This is a genomic window from Bacillus sp. ME78 (assembly GCF_903970865.1).
Taxonomy (GTDB): Bacteria; Bacillota; Bacilli; order Bacillales; family Bacillaceae_G; genus Bacillus_A; species Bacillus_A cereus.
In genome coordinates this window covers 24,841-43,787 of record NZ_CAJCKK010000028.1, presented here as the reverse complement: position 1 = coordinate 43,787, position 18,947 = coordinate 24,841, and the positions used below count along the sequence as shown (strand labels likewise).

Below are 18,947 nucleotides of genomic sequence, written 5' to 3'. Positions count from 1 at the left end.
TTTGTACAAGCTTTCTATTTCAAAAATTATACGAGGTGAAATAATGAAAAACACAAAGACATTAACTAAGGTAGCATTAACAACAGGATTAGCTTTAACAGCTGTGGCACCATATGGGGTAGGTCATGCAGAGGAAACAGATCAGTTACAAGTTCAAATTCAGGAGGAATCGTTCCGTTCGGGTGAACTTACACAACCGTCACAAAAGGCACCAGAAAATGTAGTAAAGGATGCACTTAAGGAGAAAACAGAGCAAGCTCTGTCCCAAAAACAAGTCAATGGAGAAGCAGGAGTAGATTATAAAGTCCTTCAAAAACGTGGTTCGTATGATGGAACTACACTTGTACGTATGCAGCAAACATACGAAGGAAAAGAAGTATATGGCCATCAATTAACTGCACATGTAGATAATAATGGTGTTATTAAAAGTGTTTCAGGTGATAGCGCTCAAAATTTAAAACAAGAAGAATTGAAAAAACCTATTAATCTATCAAAAGATGAAGCAAAACAATTTATTTATACGAAGTACGGGAACGATATCAAGTTTATTACTGAGCCAGAAGTTAAAGAGGTTATTTTTGTTGATGAAAATAATGGACAAGCTAAAAATGCATACCAAGTTACCTTTGAAGCTGCAACACCAAACTATGTTTCTGGTACTTATTTAGTAAATGCACAAAATGGTGATATGTTAAAAAATATGGTACAAGAATCTAACTTAAAGGCCAGTGACAAACTAGTTGGAGCTTTAAAGAAAAGTAAACAAAGCAGTCTTACATCATTAACCGGAACAGGAAAAGATGATTTAGGTATTTCTCGTTCATTTGGTATCTCTAAACAAAGTAATGGCAAATATGCTCTTGCTGATTATACAAGAGGGCAAGGAATTGAAACATATGATGTAAATTACAAAGATATTACTAAAGAAGAAAGCTATTATCCTGGTACATTAGCGACTAGTACTTCGGCAACATTTAACGATCCAAAAGCGGTAAGTGCTCATTACTTAGCAACAAAAGTATTTGATTTTTATAAAGATAAATACAAGCGTAATAGCTTTGATAATAATGGACAAAAGGTAGTTTCAGTTGTACACGCTTGGGATTCTGAAGAGACGAATGATCCGAAGAATTGGCAGAATGCATTAAGTGCTAATAATGGAAGTATGCTTGTATATGGTGATCCTATTGTTAAAGCATATGACGTAGCTGGACATGAATTTACACATGCTGTTACTTCTAGCGAATCTAATCTTGAATATTACGGGGAATCTGGTGCGATTAATGAGGCACTATCTGATATTATGGGAACATCTATTGAGAAATACGTAAATAATGGAAACTTTAACTGGACAATGGGAGAACAAACAGGATCTGTTTTCCGTGATATGGAAAATCCAGCTTCTGTTCCATCTTCACTAGGAGTACCTTATCCAGATGATTACAGTGAATTTAACGATTTTAATGGATGGGATCAAGGCGGTGTTCATTTTAATTCAAGTATTATTAATAAAGTTGCGTATCTCATTGCAAAAGGCGGTACTCATAACGGAGTAACTGTTAAAGGAATTGGTGAAGATAAAATGTTTGATATTTTCTATTATGCAAATACTGATGAGTTAAACATGACTTCTAATTTCAAAGAATTGAGATCAGCATGTATTCGAGTGGCAACTAATAAATATGGTGCGAATACAGCTGAAGTTCAAGCAGTTCAAAAGGCATTTGATGCAGCAAAAATTAAGTAATTTAGAAATATAGTCATCATTCATATATTAATACATTATGAAAAACAGCTAGTATCATTTTAAGGATATTAGCTGTTTTTTTACGTAGCTATGTATTGTTGAAAATAAACTGACTAAGCAATAATTAGGTACGTTATCTGTAAGAAGTTGCGACAAATAAATAAGGTTTAAAATGTGTAAAAACAGAAAATTAATAATATATTGACCTCTTGATAGAAAGTCTATAAAATGAAAGCGACAACAAACGATTGCTTTAAAATGATTTCCCTGACCTTTTAGCATTTACAAATATATGAGGGCATACACAAATCTATTTTTTTAACTATTAATGCAAACGTTTTCGTATTAAAAGGTCATTGAAATACATACGTGAAAATAGCCAATATGGAGGTGAATTAAAAGAGATTTCTAGATTAATTTAAGAAGTGTTATTCAGTGTAAGCATAATAAATCGCTAGTAATATTTGAAGAAAGGGTGTATGTGGTGCAAATTACAAAAAGATTAATTAACAAATCATTCTTATTACTTACCATAATCGTTATGTTATCATCTGTTTTCTCCTTTCAGGGTGTGAGAGCAGTTTCAAATTTGAAAACAACTGAAGTTATCATTCATTACAAAGAGAAGCTTGGAAATACAAAAGACTGGAATCTTTGGTTATGGGGTGAAAATGCAAATGGTACATCTTATGAATTTACTGGTGAAGATGAATTTGGAAAATACGCTAAGATAAAAATAGACGGTGACTATAATCGTGTAGGATTTATAGTTCGAACAAATGAATGGGAAAAAGATGGTGGAGATCGTTGGATTGAAAATATAAAGGACGGTCGTGCTGAAGTATGGATTCTTTCGGGTGATGAAAAAGTATATAACTCTAAACCTTCATCGGATCTCTCAATTCAAAAAGCAACTATTGATAGTTTCCATGAAATTACTGTAACGACTAATGTCCCATTTAATATTAGGGAAAAGAAAATTGAAATTGAAGGCATTAAAATTAAGGATATTAGTCCTTATGATATAAACAGTGGAGATATTACTAATAAGGTTAAAATAATTACGGAACAGAAAATTGATTTAAAACAAACATACAAACTTAAAATAGAAAACTTAGCTGATACGAATACTGAAATTGGTAAAATCATTCGTAGCGAGGAATTTGATAATTTATTTTATTATAGTGGTAACGATTTAGGAAATATATATACTCCGCAATATACAAAGTTCCGTGTATGGGCTCCTACTGCGAGTGAAGTGAAGTTGGTTACATATAAAAAATGGAGCGATAAAATAGGTACTGAAATAAACATGCAGCAAGGTGAAAAGGGAACTTGGACAGCAGAACTAAAGGGGAACCAAAAAGGGCTCTTTTATACGTATAAGGTCAAAATTGGTGATAAGTGGACTGAAGCAGTTGATCCGTATGCACGTGCTGCTTCTGTAAATGGAGATAAAGGTGCGGTTGTTGATTTAGAAGAAACAAATCCGAAAAAATGGAAAGCAAACAAAAAGCCAAAATTTAAAAATCCAGAAGATGCTATTATTTATGAATTACATGTACGCGATCTTTCCATCCAACCTGAAAGTGGTATTAAACAGAGAGGGAAATATTTAGGTGTAACAGAAAAAGGAACAAAAGGGCCAGAAGGTGTAAAAACAGGACTTGATCATATAAAGGATCTTGGTGTTACTCACGTTCAGTTTTTACCGATATTTGATTATGCTTCAGTAAATGAAGAGACTTTAAATGAACCGCAATATAACTGGGGATATGATCCTAAAAATTTCAATGTTCCAGAAGGCTCCTATTCTACAAATCCTTATGAGCCGACTGTTCGAATAACTGAATTAAAGCAAATGGTTCAAACACTGCATGATAATAATCTTCGTGTGGTGATGGATGTAGTATATAACCATATGTATAATGCTGCTGAATCTAATTTTCATAAGTTAGTTCCAGGTTATTATTATCGTTACAATGAAGATGGAACATTTGCAAATGGAACCGGTGTAGGAAATGATACTGCTTCAGAAAGAAAAATGATGAGGAAGTTTATGATCGATTCTGTAGCATACTGGGCAAAAGAATACAATTTAGATGGATTCCGTTTTGATTTAATGGGTATTCATGATTATGAAACGATGAATGAAATACGTAAAGCTGTTAATCAAATTGACCCTTCTATTATACTGCATGGAGAAGGCTGGGATTTAAATACACCTCTTGCAGCTGAGTTGAAAGCAAATCAAAAAAATGCGGAGAAAATGAAAGGGATTGCTCATTTTAACGATAATATACGTGATGGATTGAAAGGTAGTGTATTTGAGGAGAAAGAAAATGGTTTTGTAAATGGAAAGCAAAACATGGAAGATCGTATTAAAAAAGGCATTACAGCAGGTATTGACTATGATACCAATTTGTCTACCTATCAAGATCCAGAGCAGGTATTAACTTATGTGGAAGCACATGACAATCATACATTATGGGATAAACTTGAGTTAACTAATCCAGGTGACAACGATGAAGTGCGAAAACAAATGCACAAATTGTCTTCTTCAATTTTATTAACATCACAAGGAATTCCATTTTTACATGCAGGGCAAGAGTTTATGCGGACGAAATACGGTGATCATAATAGTTACAAATCTCCAGATTCAATTAACCAGATGGATTGGCTGCGCCGTGCAACGTTTAATAATGAAGTAGATTATATGAAGGGTTTAATAGAATTACGCAAAAAGTACTCAGCTTTTCGAATGACATCTGCAGAGCAAATAAAAACACAAGTTTCATTTATAGGTGCCCCGAAAAATACGTTAGCTTATACAATAGAGGGGAATAAAAATGAATACTTTACGGTGGCTCATAATGCAAATAGAGAAGCGGTTGAAATAACACTTCCATCGAAAGGGCCTTGGAAAGTACTAGTAGACGGGAAGCAGGCGGGAAGTAAACCACTATATGTTGTCCATGACAATAAAATTAAAGTTCCTGCATTAAGTTCATTTGTTTTAAAGTTAAAATAATATAATTTCACATACTGTAATTATATTACAATTTAATAAACAAAAAGAGAAGAACTCACTAAGGTTCTTCTCTTTTTAATGTGAAATTAGGGTTTCCATAATTGTAGATATAAGAGTTCTTGAAAATAGCAAAAGGCAAGACGATGAACCTATTTACAAAATGACAAGAAAATGACAAAACTGTAAGAATGCATGAATGTTTGTAAGAAAGTTCGATGTTTTCCTTTTTCTTTTTTTATTAAAGTGAAAAAGAAGAAAGTGATGTCATAAGAGGTTGATATTTTTAGATAGATACAATAACCAAAACTATTTATGTAATGAAAGTATATGGAAATCAGTAAAACACCTTACTAAAAAGGAGGGATTTGAAATGTCTTTTTCTCAATTCAATATTGATATTTTTCGAGCAATTAATGATTTAGGTAAACAATATTCATTCCTAAACTCAGCCATGGTATTTTTGGCAGAATATATGGTATATATTTTAGCTTTTATTGTTTTAGCTTATTGGTTTACTGGGTCCAGAAAAAGTAGGATGATGGTTATTCAAGCGATGGTTGCTTTTGTAATTGCTGAGGTAATCGGGAAAATAGCAGGGAAATTTCATTTGAATTATCAACCATTTGCAGTATTGCCTGATGTTAATAAACTTGTCAATCATGCTATAGATAATTCATTTCCTAGCGACCATACGATTCTCTTTTTTTCGATTTGTTTTTCATTTTTGCTTGTTCGTAAGAAGACTGGATGGTTATGGCTTATACTTGCATTTTGTGTGGCAATCTCTCGTATTTGGGTAGGAGTTCATTATCCTTTTGATGTAGTAATAGGGGCTTTAATAGGATGTGTTTCAGCGTTATTTTCGTATTGGTTTATACCGAAATTTTCTTTTATCAACAAGTTGCTTACTCTATATGGAAGAGTAGAGAAACATGTTTTACCATCAAAAAACAAATCAAAGGGATTTTGAGTATACAAGTATGTGAGTCTTTTGAATTAATCAAATGGCATTACATTAAATCGTCTTGGAGGTCATTTTAAAGGAAGAACTGTTTTACACTGGAAAGTTGGAAATTATATTAAGGCATTTTGCTAACAGGTGATATTTTTCAAGTGATTGCCAACTGTCAGTGAGTGAGTTTCATGTACAGTTATCTACATCCACTGCTAGTAAAGTAAAATAGCTGACGGATATAGTAAAAGGGCTACCATTCAACCGTATTTATAATGCTTTTCATCGAGTCGTGTCAAAGCATGTGGACCTTGCTGTTCAGAAGTCAGCAGATCGATACATAAATGCACTGCAGGGAACACTTTTTAATACATGGGATGTTTCAATATTATCTATAGATATCTGTAAGAAATAAATAGATAAGTTTAGAGCATGTTATTATCATTTTTTTAAACATGCTCTTTGTATTTAAAGTAACACCAGCATTACTGACACGTACAAGTTATCAACAATCTTTATGTTGAAAGAATCTTAGTGTACGAATGTTGGTACTACCCCTACTTAGTAATCTCACAATTTAAGGCCTGTCATTGGATAAATGTGGGGAATTCAATCGATTCTGAATAAAATTAATAGTATCAGCGGCAATTTTTTTACGTTTAAGAACAATCCCGGCATGCCCACATGTATAAATATATCGCGTAGGTCTTTCCCAAGATTCCCACAAATAGTCCGTATCCTCAGAGTGCACATATAAATCGTGTTTACCTGAAATTAATAAAATATTTTCTTTTTTTACTTTTGGTAATGCTTGACTCGGTTCAGTGATTTTCCAATAATCTATTAAATTATCATACGTTACACCATGATGTTCCAAGTCTTCTCTAATAAATTTACCTGGAGTTGTATTCCAAATTGAATAAGAGAGTCGATTTGCATAGAAAATGGATGCTAACACATCAATTTCTTCTTCAACAAGAGAGGTTAAGTTAGTAATAAATCCACCTAAACTAATTCCTATTAGAATCAGGGGACCATTTTTATTTGCTTTAATCCATTTAATCAAAGCTCGTAAATCAGCTACCGCTTGTCTAGTTGCTTGTACTGTTCGTTCAATATTTGCACTTACCATATACTCTCCACTGAAAAAGGATTGATCGGGTTTTCTTTCAAAATGATAGGGTAGAGTGAAATAATACATATTCCACTTCAGGCTGGTCATATGATCGTGGAATATTTTTTTCACACGTTCGTTAGAATCCATTCTCCAACCGTGAACAAAGATAACATGAGGTGCATTTTTATTTTTATGTAAGAATAATTCCCCAGTTACAGAGTCGTTGCGTGAATCACCGGATTGAACCGAGCTTTTATATTTGAATTGCCCAACCATGTATTCCTTTTCCTGTTTTGAATGCTTAATGTCAAAATGAATATAGGATGGTTTTACTTTATAAAAAGATTCTATGTCCTTTATATTTAATGAAGTGTTAGATAGGGAAGTATACTGAAACGCTACACTTCTTTTTTTGTGTAAATCATATAAGGCGTACCGATCAATGAGTTTTGAAAAAATCAAATTAACCTCCTCCAAAATACATATTGTTTAAAACCTGGACAAAATTTATGTTGTAAATTAATTATAAAATATGCTCTTTTCCTAATAGTAGGTGATAAATTTGTATATCATATTATAAAGCTTGCAATAAAATAAAACTATAAATAAATTATACTAAAATCTAAAAAGTAAGTTAATATTCTTATTCATATAAGAGAATATTAACTTGCTTATTTTCGTATTAAAAGATGCACCTTTTAAAGCGACGTGATTTGTATGAGATACAGTAACTATATTAAAATCCCTATTATAGATATCCAAATAGGTTTCTCTATATTTATTGTATAGAAATTACACAGTAAATATTTTTTGTGCTACATATATTAAATTAATCTTAACCTTATAATTTATTAAACGGAATAACTCCTTACCGAAATTAAAAAACGACTGAGTTTTTGAATTTGTGTTCTAGCTTTTTTGGAACAGGTAAATAACTACACATAAACTCCTTGTATCTCTAGTTAAACTACCGATTAGCTCCATATAAACTCTAGATAACCTATATAGAATACAAGTTATCAAGGAGGTAAGAAAAAATGAATTTTATGAAACGAGCAATTCTCAGTATGAAAAAAAGGATAGGAACATCATTAATTTTGATGGCAGTTTTTCTGATTGTTACAAATTTGGTTCTTTCAGGTTTTACAATCCAAAATGCATCAAAAAAAGCAGCGGATGCTGCGAGAAAAAAACTTGGTGCAGATGTTACTTTAGGTCTTGATTTCGACAAATTAGGTCAAAAAGCTAAGGAAACTGGAGAAATGCCAAATCCCCCGCAGCTTGATACAAAAGAAACAGAACAATTAGCGAAGTCCAAGTATGTAAAAGACTATAATTACATAGCTAACACTTTCGGTATTTCTGATGGACTTAAACTAGTAGGAGCTTCAGAAGGAGAAGAAGAAGGTAAAGGTAAAGCCGGAATGGCGGCTGTGCGAGGCGGTTCAAGCTCTGGTACAGAAATAGATATGAATGCTTCTTTTATGATTGAGGGAGTTCGCAAGACTGCATTACAAGAAAGCTTTAAAAACGGAAAAAGTAAAATCATTGATGGAAAACCAATTACAGAGCAAATGAAGGATCAGAATGTAGCTTTAATGGAAAAACGATTAGCGGAATTAAACAATTTCAAAGTAGGAGACAAAGTTAAAGTGCAATCAGGGGATAAGAAGGAAACCCTTGAGGTTGAAATTATTGGTATTTACGAAACAAATGAGCAAGCAATGGTTCAACAGGTTCCTCCTATAATGGATCCGGCTAATAAACTATATATGCCGCATTCAACTATGAAAAAATTAGAAGTAGACCAAGGTATAAGTAGTGTTCAAGTCGTGTATTTCTTGAATGATCCACAATATATTGATGCATTTAAAAAAGAAGCAAAAAAATCTAATATTGATTTTAATTATTATAAATTAGATGCGCATGATTCATTGTACAAGCAAATGATTGGTCCTATCGAAAATATCTCTTCGACTTCTCAAATGATTATTTATATTGTATCAATTGCAGGTGCGATCATTTTAGGATTAATCATTATGCTATCAATTAAAGGGCGTCGTAAAGAAATGGGAATTCTATTGTCTATTGGAGAAAAAAAGTGGAAACTGATGGCGCAATTCGTAGTAGAAGTGGTCTGTGTCGCTATTTTAGCATTTGGATTATCCATAACAACAGGAGCTAAAGTTTCTCAATATATCGGGGATAATTTACTTTCGAATGAAATTGCTACTGCGAGCGAAGAAACAGATACCTCGCAACATGGTACTGTAATGATGGCTGGACCTGGTGGTACTCTACAAAATCAAAAAGAAGATCCAATTGATAAAATTGATGTAAGTGTAACAGGAGAAGATGTAGGAAAAATGGTTGGAATTGGACTAGCTATTGCTATAATAGCAACGCTTCTTCCGGCATTATCTATTCTACGTTTAAACCCAAAACAAATTCTTTTAAAAGATGAATGAGGAGGCTCGATATGGAGACGATTTTACAGTTTAAAAATTTGGATTATTATTATGAAAGTAATGGGAAAAATGTAGCGATACTAGATAATGTTAACTTTTCTTTTCAAAAAGGACATTTCTACACGATTTTAGGACCATCTGGATCTGGTAAAACCACAACTCTGAGCTTAGGTTGTGGACTGGATGTCCCTAAAAATGGTTATGTACTGTATAATGGCAAAGATATTAGAAAAATTGGTTTGGATCGATACCGTAATCAAAATGTATCTGTAATTTTCCAATCTTATAACTTAATTACCTATATGACCGCTCTTCAAAATGTCTTAACAGCAATGGAAATTACAGGTGTTAAAGTACAAAATAAAACAGCAAGAGCATTAGAATTATTAGAGAGGGTAGGACTCACAGAACTTGAAGCGAAACGAAACGTATTGCAACTAAGCGGTGGACAGCAACAGCGTGTAGCAATTGCTCGAGCACTATCTTGTAATGTTGATTTACTAATTGCAGATGAGCCGACAGGAAACCTCGACGAGGAAACCGCAATGGATATAATAGAACTGTTTCAAGAACTTGCACATAAAGAGAATAAATGCATTATTGTTGTGACGCACTCACAGGAGGTTGCTAAAAAATCAGATCGTGCAGTGTATTTAAGTAAGAAGAAGTTAGTCATAAATGAAATCTAATATAAACATCGTAGCTGTTTAATTCACATATTTTTCAAAAACTAGACCTTTCAAAAGCTTATATTTGATTTATAATAAAATCAAGCCATAATCAAAATGGTCTCCCTGTACTGAATGTTAAAATAGTTTGTCGTTCCCGTTTTAATAATATTTGAAAAAGAACTTGTAGAATATCCTACAAGTTCTTTTTATTATAATTGGTTACCTATATCATGGGATAATTACACATAAAAAACGGGACATTACCTAGATGTATGATCTAAATGCTGTCCCGTTTCCCTATGTATCTGTATAGTTATTGCAGAATTAAACCTACAATCATAATTAAACTAAATACTATCATCCAACCAAACGCGCAATAGCCAAAAATTCTAATCCATTTAGGTAATTGATTCATGTTAATTTTATTTGTGGGAACTCCTTGCATAGAAAACATCATTTTTTGATCTCTATCTCTATTATTTTGTTGTTCATACATAATATCATCACCTTTCCAGAACTATTGTGTTTATAGTATATCAGCCTAAAGAAAATTATGTACAGAATAAGAGGGGATAACATATATATTATGTGGTGAATTTTATAAATAAAGACATTTAATTGCCATGGTTCTAAGCGCTAATCCGTTATAAATTCTGAAAAAGAGCCCTACATAAATAGGAATCTTTTTCTTCAAATATTAAGTTGCTGGATATACATCAGAACCAAGGTAACGTTCTTTTATAATTTGAAGATGATGAAGCTCATGACCAGCAATGATGTATGCTAATGCACGAACTGTAACTTCAGAATTATTCGCATTTCCTCTTTGTGACCAAGCTTCTTTATCTAAGCTTCTAAGTAAATACAGGGTAGATTGGCGAACAACTATTAAATTCTCAAGAAGATCTTGCATAGATTGCTTATCAAAAGCAGCTCTAAGAACATACATATCATCATTATAGCCTGGAAGTTCTGCTGTCTCGCCTCGAGCGATTGATAACAATCGATACGCCATAATCCGTTCTGTATCTGCTATATGACCGATTACTTCTTTTATACTCCATTTAGTAGGAGCATACCGGAAAAGTCCCTCACTATTAGAAATTCCCTGTAACAAAAGATTCGTTTCCTTCATTTGTTGTTCTAGAATATGTATGATATTTCCGTCTGATACCAAGTTGGTATACGTTGCATAATAGGAGTTATATTCACTTACCTTTGGTCTTATTTGCATACGAATCATCCTTTATGTTTTATGTTTAATCTTTACATATAGCTTATCATAAAAGAATTCCAAATTAATCTGAAAGTTTGAAATTGAAATCAAAAATTATGCTTACTTCCGTAGGTGAGCTATAAATATTGTTTCACATATATAGGAAGGTTCAAGTCGAATGTTCTGCATCCGCTAAATGAAGGGACTACTTCATCATCAAAATAATAAAACTTGTTTATGACAAAAAGATAAGTTTTTTAAATATTATTATGTTTTATTAGATCTATTCCAGTTCATTCTAGTAACTATATATTCAATACGAAACACAAATGAAACAAGTAGAATGAACTTAATAAAGACAAGAAACTATCCCGTTAGGGCTTTCTGAGGCTGCATCAATTTTTTAGCGTGGAAAACACACCTAGATTTCATCGTAGCAAACTAGAAGAAGGGGATTAAAGTTCATCCGTTTTTCTCTCTTGAAAACTAGGATTCAACCCTTTGGAGAGTGAAACACAACCATATTTTATAGCATAAAAAAGCAAGAGGGATGAAGCATTACCATATTAAAACATCAAAATCGGATAGTGTCATAAATGTATTTACTACATTCAAAATGTGAACACTTATTATTCTTTAGCGTGGTCTCAATTTATTGAAAAAGCTATTCTTTCCTATTATTGTATAGAAAGAATAGCCTGTTTTGTCCGTTATATTTTTTTATGTTAGTTCAATTGCTATATGCAGCATGACGTAAAAATCCTTGAAATCCCAAATTAAGAAATACTTCTATATTGAACTGGTGATGATAAGTTAATTAAAGTTGATGGATAGCCGAACTCCATAGAATCATCGATAAATTCTTCTAACTGATGCACGGATTCAGTGATTATTTTCACCAAATAACTATATTGTCCAGCTAATCTGTGGCACTCAAAAACCATGGGATTTTCTTTGCAAAAATCCCTGAATTGCTTACATTTTTTTGATTCAAACAATACAAAAGCCGTTACATTCTTATTCAACTTTTCTGGGTTTATAACTGCCCTATAGGCGGTAATTATACTTTTATCTTCTAACTTTTTAACTCTTTCTTTTACAGCAGGTGTCGATAAGTTAACCATTTTTCCGAGCTCAGTCATAGATACCCGTCCATCTTCTTGCAGTATATATATAATTTTTTGGTCAATGTGATCCATTCTCAATAACTCCTTTTTATTTAATGTAAAATACGTATAATAAATTAAATTTTTAAGTTTACCAGATGAAATAACTCATAATTTGTATTTAAACAAAATTATTTAAAATTTATAATTTTAAGTATATCATGAAAATAATGTTATTGGAGGAATTGAAATGGGACTTGAGATGAGAAAACATTGCGAGAAATGCAATAAGAAGATTGAGGCGCAATCATTAGCCTTTATTTGTACACATGAATGTACATTTTGTGAGGAGTGTACAAAATTAATGAACAATGTATGTCCTAATTGCCAAGGAGAACTTGTTAAAAGACCTAGAGCCCTGTCGAATAGTGTCTGTCCTATTAGTTTATAACAATATTACTTATTAAGTTTATAGTGAAATAGTTTCTAAAAATACTAGATGGCGACATTATGATTATAAAAATGAGAAAAGCTATGGATAACATAAATATGTTACATAAAGGAGTTTTTATATTGAAACATGCCTTGCGTATTATTGATGTACAACAAGAATTAAATGTAGATAATTTTTCTGTTGTTCGAACTAGCCACGAGGATTTGTTTCAACCCATTCATAATAATTACAGATAAATCTATACCAAGGGTACAACTCTTACTGAATAATTATCGGAAAGGATTGTACTTTTTATTTAATATACAATAAATCGATGACTTTAATATCATTGGGTTTGAAACTGAAAAATTACTTTCTCAGATACACAAAATCAATGGATTGTGAAATAGATTTTCACGAAATGTTTGATAATCAAATTGCAATTGTAGAGGATGCTTTAATACACCGAAATACAAAAGAAGAGCAAATTCAGGCTGCGAAGAGTGCCTATGATGATTGTATATTAAAGAATCGTAAACAAGAATATCGTTTCATTTAAAACGAAAAGCCAGCCTATTAGTTCCTGATAAGTCTATAGTTACTACAAAAACAAACAAACTCGTCCTACTAAGAGGGGAGGTTGTTTGTTTTTGGTCTAGATAATGGAATCCTTATGCAAAATTGCACACTATGTTCCATATTTTTTATTGAATACTTTATATCTAGCGTTTCAAGAATTTGTTTAACAATATATAGCCCCAAACCACTTCCTCCAGTATTTCGATTCCTTGATTTTTCAATACGATAAAATGGTTTGAAAATTTGTTGTATATCTTCATCTTTAATATTGATACCTGTATTTGTAATTTGTATTTCGATTTGATCTTGTTTAGAATTCTCGCTTAACTTTATATAGACTTTTTCATTATGTGGTGAATACATAACCGCATTGTGAATAATATTTTTACATGCTTTTTCTAAAAGAGCACAATCTGTATAAATAGAAAGATCAGAATCAATTTCTTTTATTATTTCGATGCTTTTTTGAGAAGCAAAAAATTCGAGATCTTTTGTGATTGTACCTATTAACTTTGAAGGATTAACTTCCTCTACTTTTAGTTTGAAGGTGTGTTGTTCTAATTTCGATACGCTTAAAATTTCACGAACTAATTGTTCCATACTTTCAATAATTTGATGATTTTTCTTTAAATATTGATCGCGATTTTGATAAGGGCCAATATTGTAAATCATCCCTTCTAAGTAGCCTTTCATTACAGTAAGAGGGGACTTTAATTCATGTGCTACAATCGCAAAAAACTCTCTGCGTTTTGTTTCTATTTCTCTTTCTTTTTCAATATCATTTTTTAATTGTTCATTTGCTTTTTTTAAATCAAACATAGCTTGTTGTAAGTTAATAGACATGTCATTCAAACTATTAGACAATTCTCCTAACTCATCTGTAGAGCGAACCTCAATTTTTTCGGAGAAATCTAAATTTGCCATCTTTTGTGCACCTTCATTAATATAAATAAGTGGCTTTGTAATAAACCTGGAATAAAAATAAGCACTCCCTATACCAATTACGAGTACAATGATACTAATATAGGGGAGAAAGCGTACTAAAACCTGTGAAGCTTCATCAATCGGTTGAAATGTAGCAAAGACTATAAGCGTTAAACTACCATCTTGGAATTGAATTGGTTTCGTAACGTTATATGAATTGCTAAGGGTACTTGCATTCTCGAATCGTGTTGCTTTAGTAACTACTGTTTTTTGCGTACCACTTTGAATAAAAGAAAACGAAGGAGAGTAAATAATTACCCCTTCTTTATTTTGAAGGTAAAGCATCGCATTATTTTTTTTTGCGTATTCATCAAAAAGTGGTATCGCATCTTGAAACGTAAGATTTTTAGACTTATCAATGATTTCGTTTATCCCTATTTGAAGTTGATCTGTTTTATATTGCTCATAAAATGTAGGGAGAAAGAAGTATAAAGTTAAATAAATCAATACTGCAAAGGATAACAAAATGAGAGATGTAGTCATAAAGAGTTTATAAGTGATTTGCTTCATCTTCATAAGTTTCACAATACTATTCATCAATTTTATAACCAATACCCTTTATTGTTTTAATATAAGGGATAGCTAATTTTTTACGTAGATTTTTAATATGTGTATCAATTATTCGTGTTTCTCCAAAATAATCGTAGCCCCAAACCTTCTCTACGATATTTTCTCTTGTAAGTACTTTTCTCTCATTTTGAAATAGTAGTTGTAGAATTTCAAACTCTTTTGTCGTTAATATAATTTCAACGTCATTTACATACACTCTATATGCATCCACATCGATACGAACTTCTTTAAATATCAAATGATTATTTACATTTTTATCATAACTTCTTCTAAGTACAGCTTCGACTCGTCTAATCAAAACATGAAATGAAAAGGGTTTTGTTATATAATCATCGATCCCAAGATCGAATCCTTTCATTTGATCTTCCTCTTCTTCCAACGCAGTTAGCATAATAATTGGTACGTTTGACTGACTTCGAATCATTTTAGAAACTTCAAACCCATTAAGATTGGGCATCATAACATCTAGAAGAATTAAATCAAATGATTGCTTATTAAATTGTGTCATACCCTCTAGTCCATCTGAAGCGACTACCACTGTATAATGCTGTGTCATTAAAAATTGTTTAATTAATTCCTGAATTTCTTGATCGTCCTCAACCACGAGGATATGATAGTTTTTCATAATATCACCTCTGGTAGTCATTATAGCCGTACAATCTGGAGTTTATGTGGAGATACAGTAGTAAACTTCATAGGATGTTTACTATCAAAAAGTATTATTAGCTATATTACTTTTTTATGGAGAAATAATTGCTTAAAAAAACTTATCGTATGAATTGATGTACGATTAATATTTACGAAAATATACTTTTGCTTCTTTACCAAAAGAGGAAAAGGAATTTCAATATAGAAGAAGCTACCGTAATACTAGAGTTAGAGTGTGTGCCAAGAACTTTGGATTTCTTTCATCTAGTTTCTATTTAATCGTTAATCACTACATAACAATATTCTTGCTAAACCAAAAGTTTAAAGGTACAAACTTGGAGAGATTTTTATAATGCTAGAAAGGTTGTGAAATGATTTGATGGGTTATAAAGCGATGCTGTTTGATTTAGATGATACATTACTTGATAGGGATAAAGCAGTAGAGGCATTATTTTTAATTGTTTTAGAAAAGTGTTATGAAAATGTAGATGGTGCGGCTAAAAGCAACATGTTACAGAAATTCAAAGAATACGATAAAAGAGAATATGGCATAAGTAATAAAACGACAGTTTTAGAATCATTGCTTGATGAATTCACGCCGAAGTATAGATTGCCACGCAATTACATCCAAGATTTTTGGAATAATAATTTCCCTAGATGTTTTTCAATAGACCATAATACTATTCATTTCTTAAATCAAATAAAGAAGCACTTTAAAGTTGGAATTATAACAAATGGCTCAACTCAGAGGCAAAAAGCTAAAATATTTAACACGAATTTAAATAGGTATTTTGAAACAATCATTATTTCTGAAGAAGTAGGATTTAGTAAACCTGATAAACGTATATTCGAACTAGCATTAAATAAGCTAAATTTACAGCCGGAAAATACTTTATTTGTTGGTGATGACTTAGAAAAGGATATTGCTGGTCCTCAAAATGTAAATATAAAAGGTGTGTGGTTTAACCCTCAGAAGATCAAGAATACTACCAAAATACAACCGTATGCCGAGATTAACACTTTGGATAGTTTGTTAAGTTATGTTACTCCACAATATTTTTATAACAAGTAAAAGTAATCTCATATATATTCAAAAATATAAAAAAGAGAAACTATCATTAATTTCATTGACCGTATTAGTAATAAAAAATAGAGGCGATTTTAATAGCTGTGGCTAATTTAATCTATGATTAATACAAAGTTTTGTAAAACAATTTTACTTATACTGTGTAAATTATAAAGGGGTGGGACTATGGAAATAAAGAAAATAGTAATCGATGGAATCAATATTGCGGTCATTAGAAATGATAAGGTATTAATATCGGATGTTCAGTCTGCATTAGATACTATGGCAACAGTTCAATATGAGGTAGATGCGAAACATATTATTATTCATAAATCTTTAATAAGTGAAGATTTCTTTGACCTAAAAACACGGCTTGCGGGTGATATCCTTCAAAAGTTTATAAACTATAAGGCAAAGATTGCTATTGTTGGAGATTTCTCTATGTATACTAGTAAAAGCTTAAAGGATTTTATTTATGAATGTAATAAAGGGAATGACATTTTTTACTTAGCAACTGAACAACAAGCAATTGAAAAACTAAGTACATTAAAGTAATAATTATATCCTGCTAAATTCCCCCATTTCACTTAGTTCATAATTATATACGATATAGAAGAACTGATGTTTGTGGTAAACTAAGAGATGAATAAAGGGGGAGTTTTTTTGAACAATTTTAATAATATAATCCAAAATTTAAATAATATAGTTTACAAACCTAACAACTTAATGATTACGAATCTAAAAGAAGAAAAGCAAAACGCAGAATATGCCGGATGTTTATTCCACTTAAATAACAAAACCATTCGTTTTAGAAAATCAAAAGTTACTCCTAATAAAATTGGGCAATTTGTTTCTTTTTGGGAGAAAGATGAAAATATGCGAAATAGAGCTTTCTCTTATGAAGCTGCTCCTGATTTATTAGTAATCACGTGTATTGCTGATAATAAACTAGGGCAATTTATTTTCCCTAAAGAGATTCTTCTTAAAGAAAAAATATTGAGAACACCAAGTCAAACAGGGAAAATGGCAATGAGAATTTATCCTGTTTGGGATACCACTGTTAGCAATCAAGCTAAAAAGAGCCAAACGTGGCAACTTCAATATTTTGTTGATTTAAGTGATATTAATAATTTGCCTATAGATAAACTATTAAATTTATATTCGTAGCTTTTGATTTGCCCCAAAAAGAAGTAATTACAGAAAAGACATTTGTAATGACGCCTTCTATTAATTTACCTCGTGAATCGTAATTTTTGTACCGGTACAGTTAAATGAAATGTACATTGTTACAGTGCCCCTTAAAATTTACAATCAGCATATATTATTTTAACTTATAAATTTTTAAGGGGTGCTAAATATGACAAGTTTACAAGATCAGCTTTTCACAAGATTAAATCTTAAAAAACGTAATGATGTAACGATTGAAGAATTACCTACCATACTCTTTTCGTTTGCGCATACTATACCATTTGAGAATTTAGATGTTATAGCACGAAATACGAATCAAATCTCTCCGGAAAACTTGCGAGAGAAAATTTTAACTAGTTCCCGTGGTGGACTTTGCTACGAATTAAACACTCTTTTTTACTATTTTTTAAGAGACTGTGGCTATGATGTACAACTGGCATTAGGTACGGTTTATAAAAACGATATAAATGCATGGGCACTTGAGGATGGCCATATAACAATTATTTTAACTTATGATAATGTACAGTATTTAATTGATGTAGGTATAGCTTCGTTAGTACCTCTTGTTCCTGTACCTTTTACTGGTAAGTCTGTTTCTTCAAAAAATGGTTCGTACCGGGTGAGACAAAAAGCTACGAGTAAAGGAAATTATGTTTTAGAAAGAATAGATACTGATGGAGAATGGAAAGTTTGTCATGCTTTTTATAAACATAATATTGATGAGATAGTAGTAAATGATGTTCAAAGAAGAGTGATAGAAGATGAGAAGTCTATTTTTAATAAAGGACCAATTGCAGTAAAGTTGACGAACTCTGGCCATATTTCATTAACGAATACAAGTTTAACCGAAATTATTCATGGGGAAAAAACTAAGCGTGAAATTACAGAAGATCAATATAAAGAGTTTTTATATACTTTATTTGCTATTAAGTTATGAATAATAAAGATAGCCGGTTCTTATTCAGAAACGGCTATCTTTATTATTTTTGGTGTAAATGGTTTTCTTCTAATATGTTTCGGAAACTACGGTATAGTTAATGTTTTTAATGTTTCCTCAGCTTCTTCATATGTATGAAAAATTGGTTCTTTTCCATCATCCCCTTGTAAAACTAGCCCTTCATCTCGGATTACATATGGCATAAAACCACCCCATCTAGTAAAGAATTATGTT

The 18,947-nt window shown here is 31.6% G+C and carries 17 protein-coding genes and 2 pseudogenes; 12 read left to right on the top strand and 7 right to left on the bottom strand.

Annotated elements, in window-relative coordinates:
* Nucleotides 1-43: 43 nt before the first annotated feature.
* From H6481_RS22960 to H6481_RS28990, 4 genes and pseudogenes are all read left to right on the top strand, one after another.
* Entirely contained in the window at nt 44-1,747 is a 1,704-nt protein-coding gene (locus H6481_RS22960; protein ID WP_182813298.1) for a M4 family metallopeptidase, read from the top strand.
* A gap of 484 nt (nt 1,748-2,231) precedes the next feature.
* Entirely contained in the window at nt 2,232-4,778 is a 2,547-nt protein-coding gene (gene pulA, locus H6481_RS22955; RefSeq protein ID WP_182813296.1) for a type I pullulanase, read from the top strand.
* A gap of 370 nt (nt 4,779-5,148) precedes the next feature.
* Nucleotides 5,149-5,748, top strand: a complete 600-nt coding sequence (locus tag H6481_RS22950) for an undecaprenyl-diphosphatase (protein ID WP_182813294.1) — start codon at nt 5,149-5,151, stop codon at nt 5,746-5,748.
* Between the two features lie 30 nt (nt 5,749-5,778).
* Nucleotides 5,779-6,145: pseudogene (locus H6481_RS28990) on the top strand (hypothetical protein); the annotation flags it as partial.
* A gap of 162 nt (nt 6,146-6,307) precedes the next feature.
* On the opposite strand, the gene H6481_RS22945 reads toward H6481_RS28990, so the two are convergent.
* Nucleotides 6,308-7,309 carry an alpha/beta hydrolase family protein gene (locus H6481_RS22945; protein WP_182813292.1) on the bottom strand — a complete coding sequence of 334 codons (1,002 nt, stop codon included), beginning with the start codon at nt 7,307-7,309 and terminating at the stop codon, nt 6,308-6,310.
* A 575-nt stretch (nt 7,310-7,884) separates the two neighbouring features.
* Here H6481_RS22945 and H6481_RS22940 point away from each other — a divergent pair.
* Entirely contained in the window at nt 7,885-9,315 is a 1,431-nt protein-coding gene (locus H6481_RS22940; RefSeq protein ID WP_182813290.1) for an ABC transporter permease, read from the top strand.
* Between the two features lie 11 nt (nt 9,316-9,326).
* Nucleotides 9,327-10,004 (top strand): ABC transporter ATP-binding protein, encoded by a 678-nt coding sequence (locus H6481_RS22935; RefSeq protein WP_053564280.1) that lies wholly within the window; start codon nt 9,327-9,329, stop codon nt 10,002-10,004.
* Nucleotides 10,005-10,299: 295 nt separating this feature from the next.
* On the opposite strand, the gene H6481_RS22930 is transcribed toward H6481_RS22935, so the two are convergent.
* From H6481_RS22930 to H6481_RS22920, 3 genes are all read right to left on the bottom strand, one after another.
* Nucleotides 10,300-10,482: a hypothetical protein gene (locus H6481_RS22930; protein WP_000273238.1), complete on the bottom strand. Its 183-nt coding sequence runs from the start codon at nt 10,480-10,482 to the stop codon at nt 10,300-10,302.
* 201 nt (nt 10,483-10,683) lie between these two features.
* Nucleotides 10,684-11,220, bottom strand: a complete 537-nt coding sequence (locus H6481_RS22925) for a DinB family protein (protein ID WP_023522117.1) — start codon at nt 11,218-11,220, stop codon at nt 10,684-10,686.
* 758 nt (nt 11,221-11,978) lie between these two features.
* Nucleotides 11,979-12,401: an Lrp/AsnC family transcriptional regulator gene (locus tag H6481_RS22920; protein ID WP_000349584.1), complete on the bottom strand. Its 423-nt coding sequence runs from the start codon at nt 12,399-12,401 to the stop codon at nt 11,979-11,981.
* A 157-nt stretch (nt 12,402-12,558) separates the two neighbouring features.
* Here H6481_RS22920 and H6481_RS22915 point away from each other — a divergent pair, with 157 nt between their 5' ends.
* Together H6481_RS22915 and H6481_RS22910 are read left to right on the top strand one after the other, a co-directional pair.
* Nucleotides 12,559-12,759 carry a DUF1272 domain-containing protein gene (locus H6481_RS22915; RefSeq protein ID WP_000522150.1) on the top strand — a complete coding sequence of 67 codons (201 nt, stop codon included), beginning with the start codon at nt 12,559-12,561 and terminating at the stop codon, nt 12,757-12,759.
* A 403-nt stretch (nt 12,760-13,162) separates the two neighbouring features.
* Nucleotides 13,163-13,300 carry a hypothetical protein gene (locus H6481_RS22910; RefSeq protein ID WP_003274441.1) on the top strand — a complete coding sequence of 46 codons (138 nt, stop codon included), beginning with the start codon at nt 13,163-13,165 and terminating at the stop codon, nt 13,298-13,300.
* Between the two features lie 68 nt (nt 13,301-13,368).
* On the opposite strand, the gene H6481_RS22905 is transcribed toward H6481_RS22910, so the two are convergent.
* A complete protein-coding gene (locus H6481_RS22905) occupies nt 13,369-14,841 on the bottom strand; it encodes a HAMP domain-containing sensor histidine kinase (RefSeq protein ID WP_001084882.1) in 1,473 nt (490 codons plus the stop codon).
* Complete coding sequence (locus H6481_RS22900; protein WP_000800727.1) at nt 14,834-15,499, bottom strand: response regulator transcription factor; 666 nt, start codon at nt 15,497-15,499, stop codon at nt 14,834-14,836. Before H6481_RS22900 ends, H6481_RS22905 begins: the two co-directional genes overlap by 8 nt.
* 402 nt (nt 15,500-15,901) lie before the next feature.
* Here H6481_RS22900 and H6481_RS22895 point away from each other — a divergent pair, with 402 nt between their 5' ends.
* The 4 genes from H6481_RS22895 (at nt 15,902) to H6481_RS22880 (ending at nt 18,713) form a co-directional block, all read left to right on the top strand.
* A complete protein-coding gene (locus tag H6481_RS22895; protein WP_142306886.1) occupies nt 15,902-16,594 on the top strand; it encodes an HAD-IA family hydrolase in 693 nt (230 codons plus the stop codon).
* 180 nt (nt 16,595-16,774) lie between these two features.
* Nucleotides 16,775-17,143: a DUF4180 domain-containing protein gene (locus H6481_RS22890; RefSeq protein ID WP_182813288.1), complete on the top strand. Its 369-nt coding sequence runs from the start codon at nt 16,775-16,777 to the stop codon at nt 17,141-17,143.
* Nucleotides 17,144-17,230: 87 nt separating this feature from the next.
* The gene (locus tag H6481_RS22885) at nt 17,231-17,755 is read left to right on the top strand and encodes a MepB family protein (RefSeq protein ID WP_080451150.1); all 525 of its coding nucleotides are present in this window, start codon (nt 17,231-17,233) and stop codon (nt 17,753-17,755) included.
* Between the two features lie 190 nt (nt 17,756-17,945).
* The gene (locus tag H6481_RS22880) at nt 17,946-18,713 is read left to right on the top strand and encodes an arylamine N-acetyltransferase (protein WP_000202752.1); all 768 of its coding nucleotides are present in this window, start codon (nt 17,946-17,948) and stop codon (nt 18,711-18,713) included.
* Nucleotides 18,714-18,733: 20 nt separating this feature from the next.
* On the opposite strand, the pseudogene H6481_RS28985 reads toward H6481_RS22880, so the two are convergent.
* Nucleotides 18,734-18,916, bottom strand: a pseudogene (locus H6481_RS28985) (hypothetical protein).
* Between the last annotated feature and the right edge of the window lie 31 nt (nt 18,917-18,947).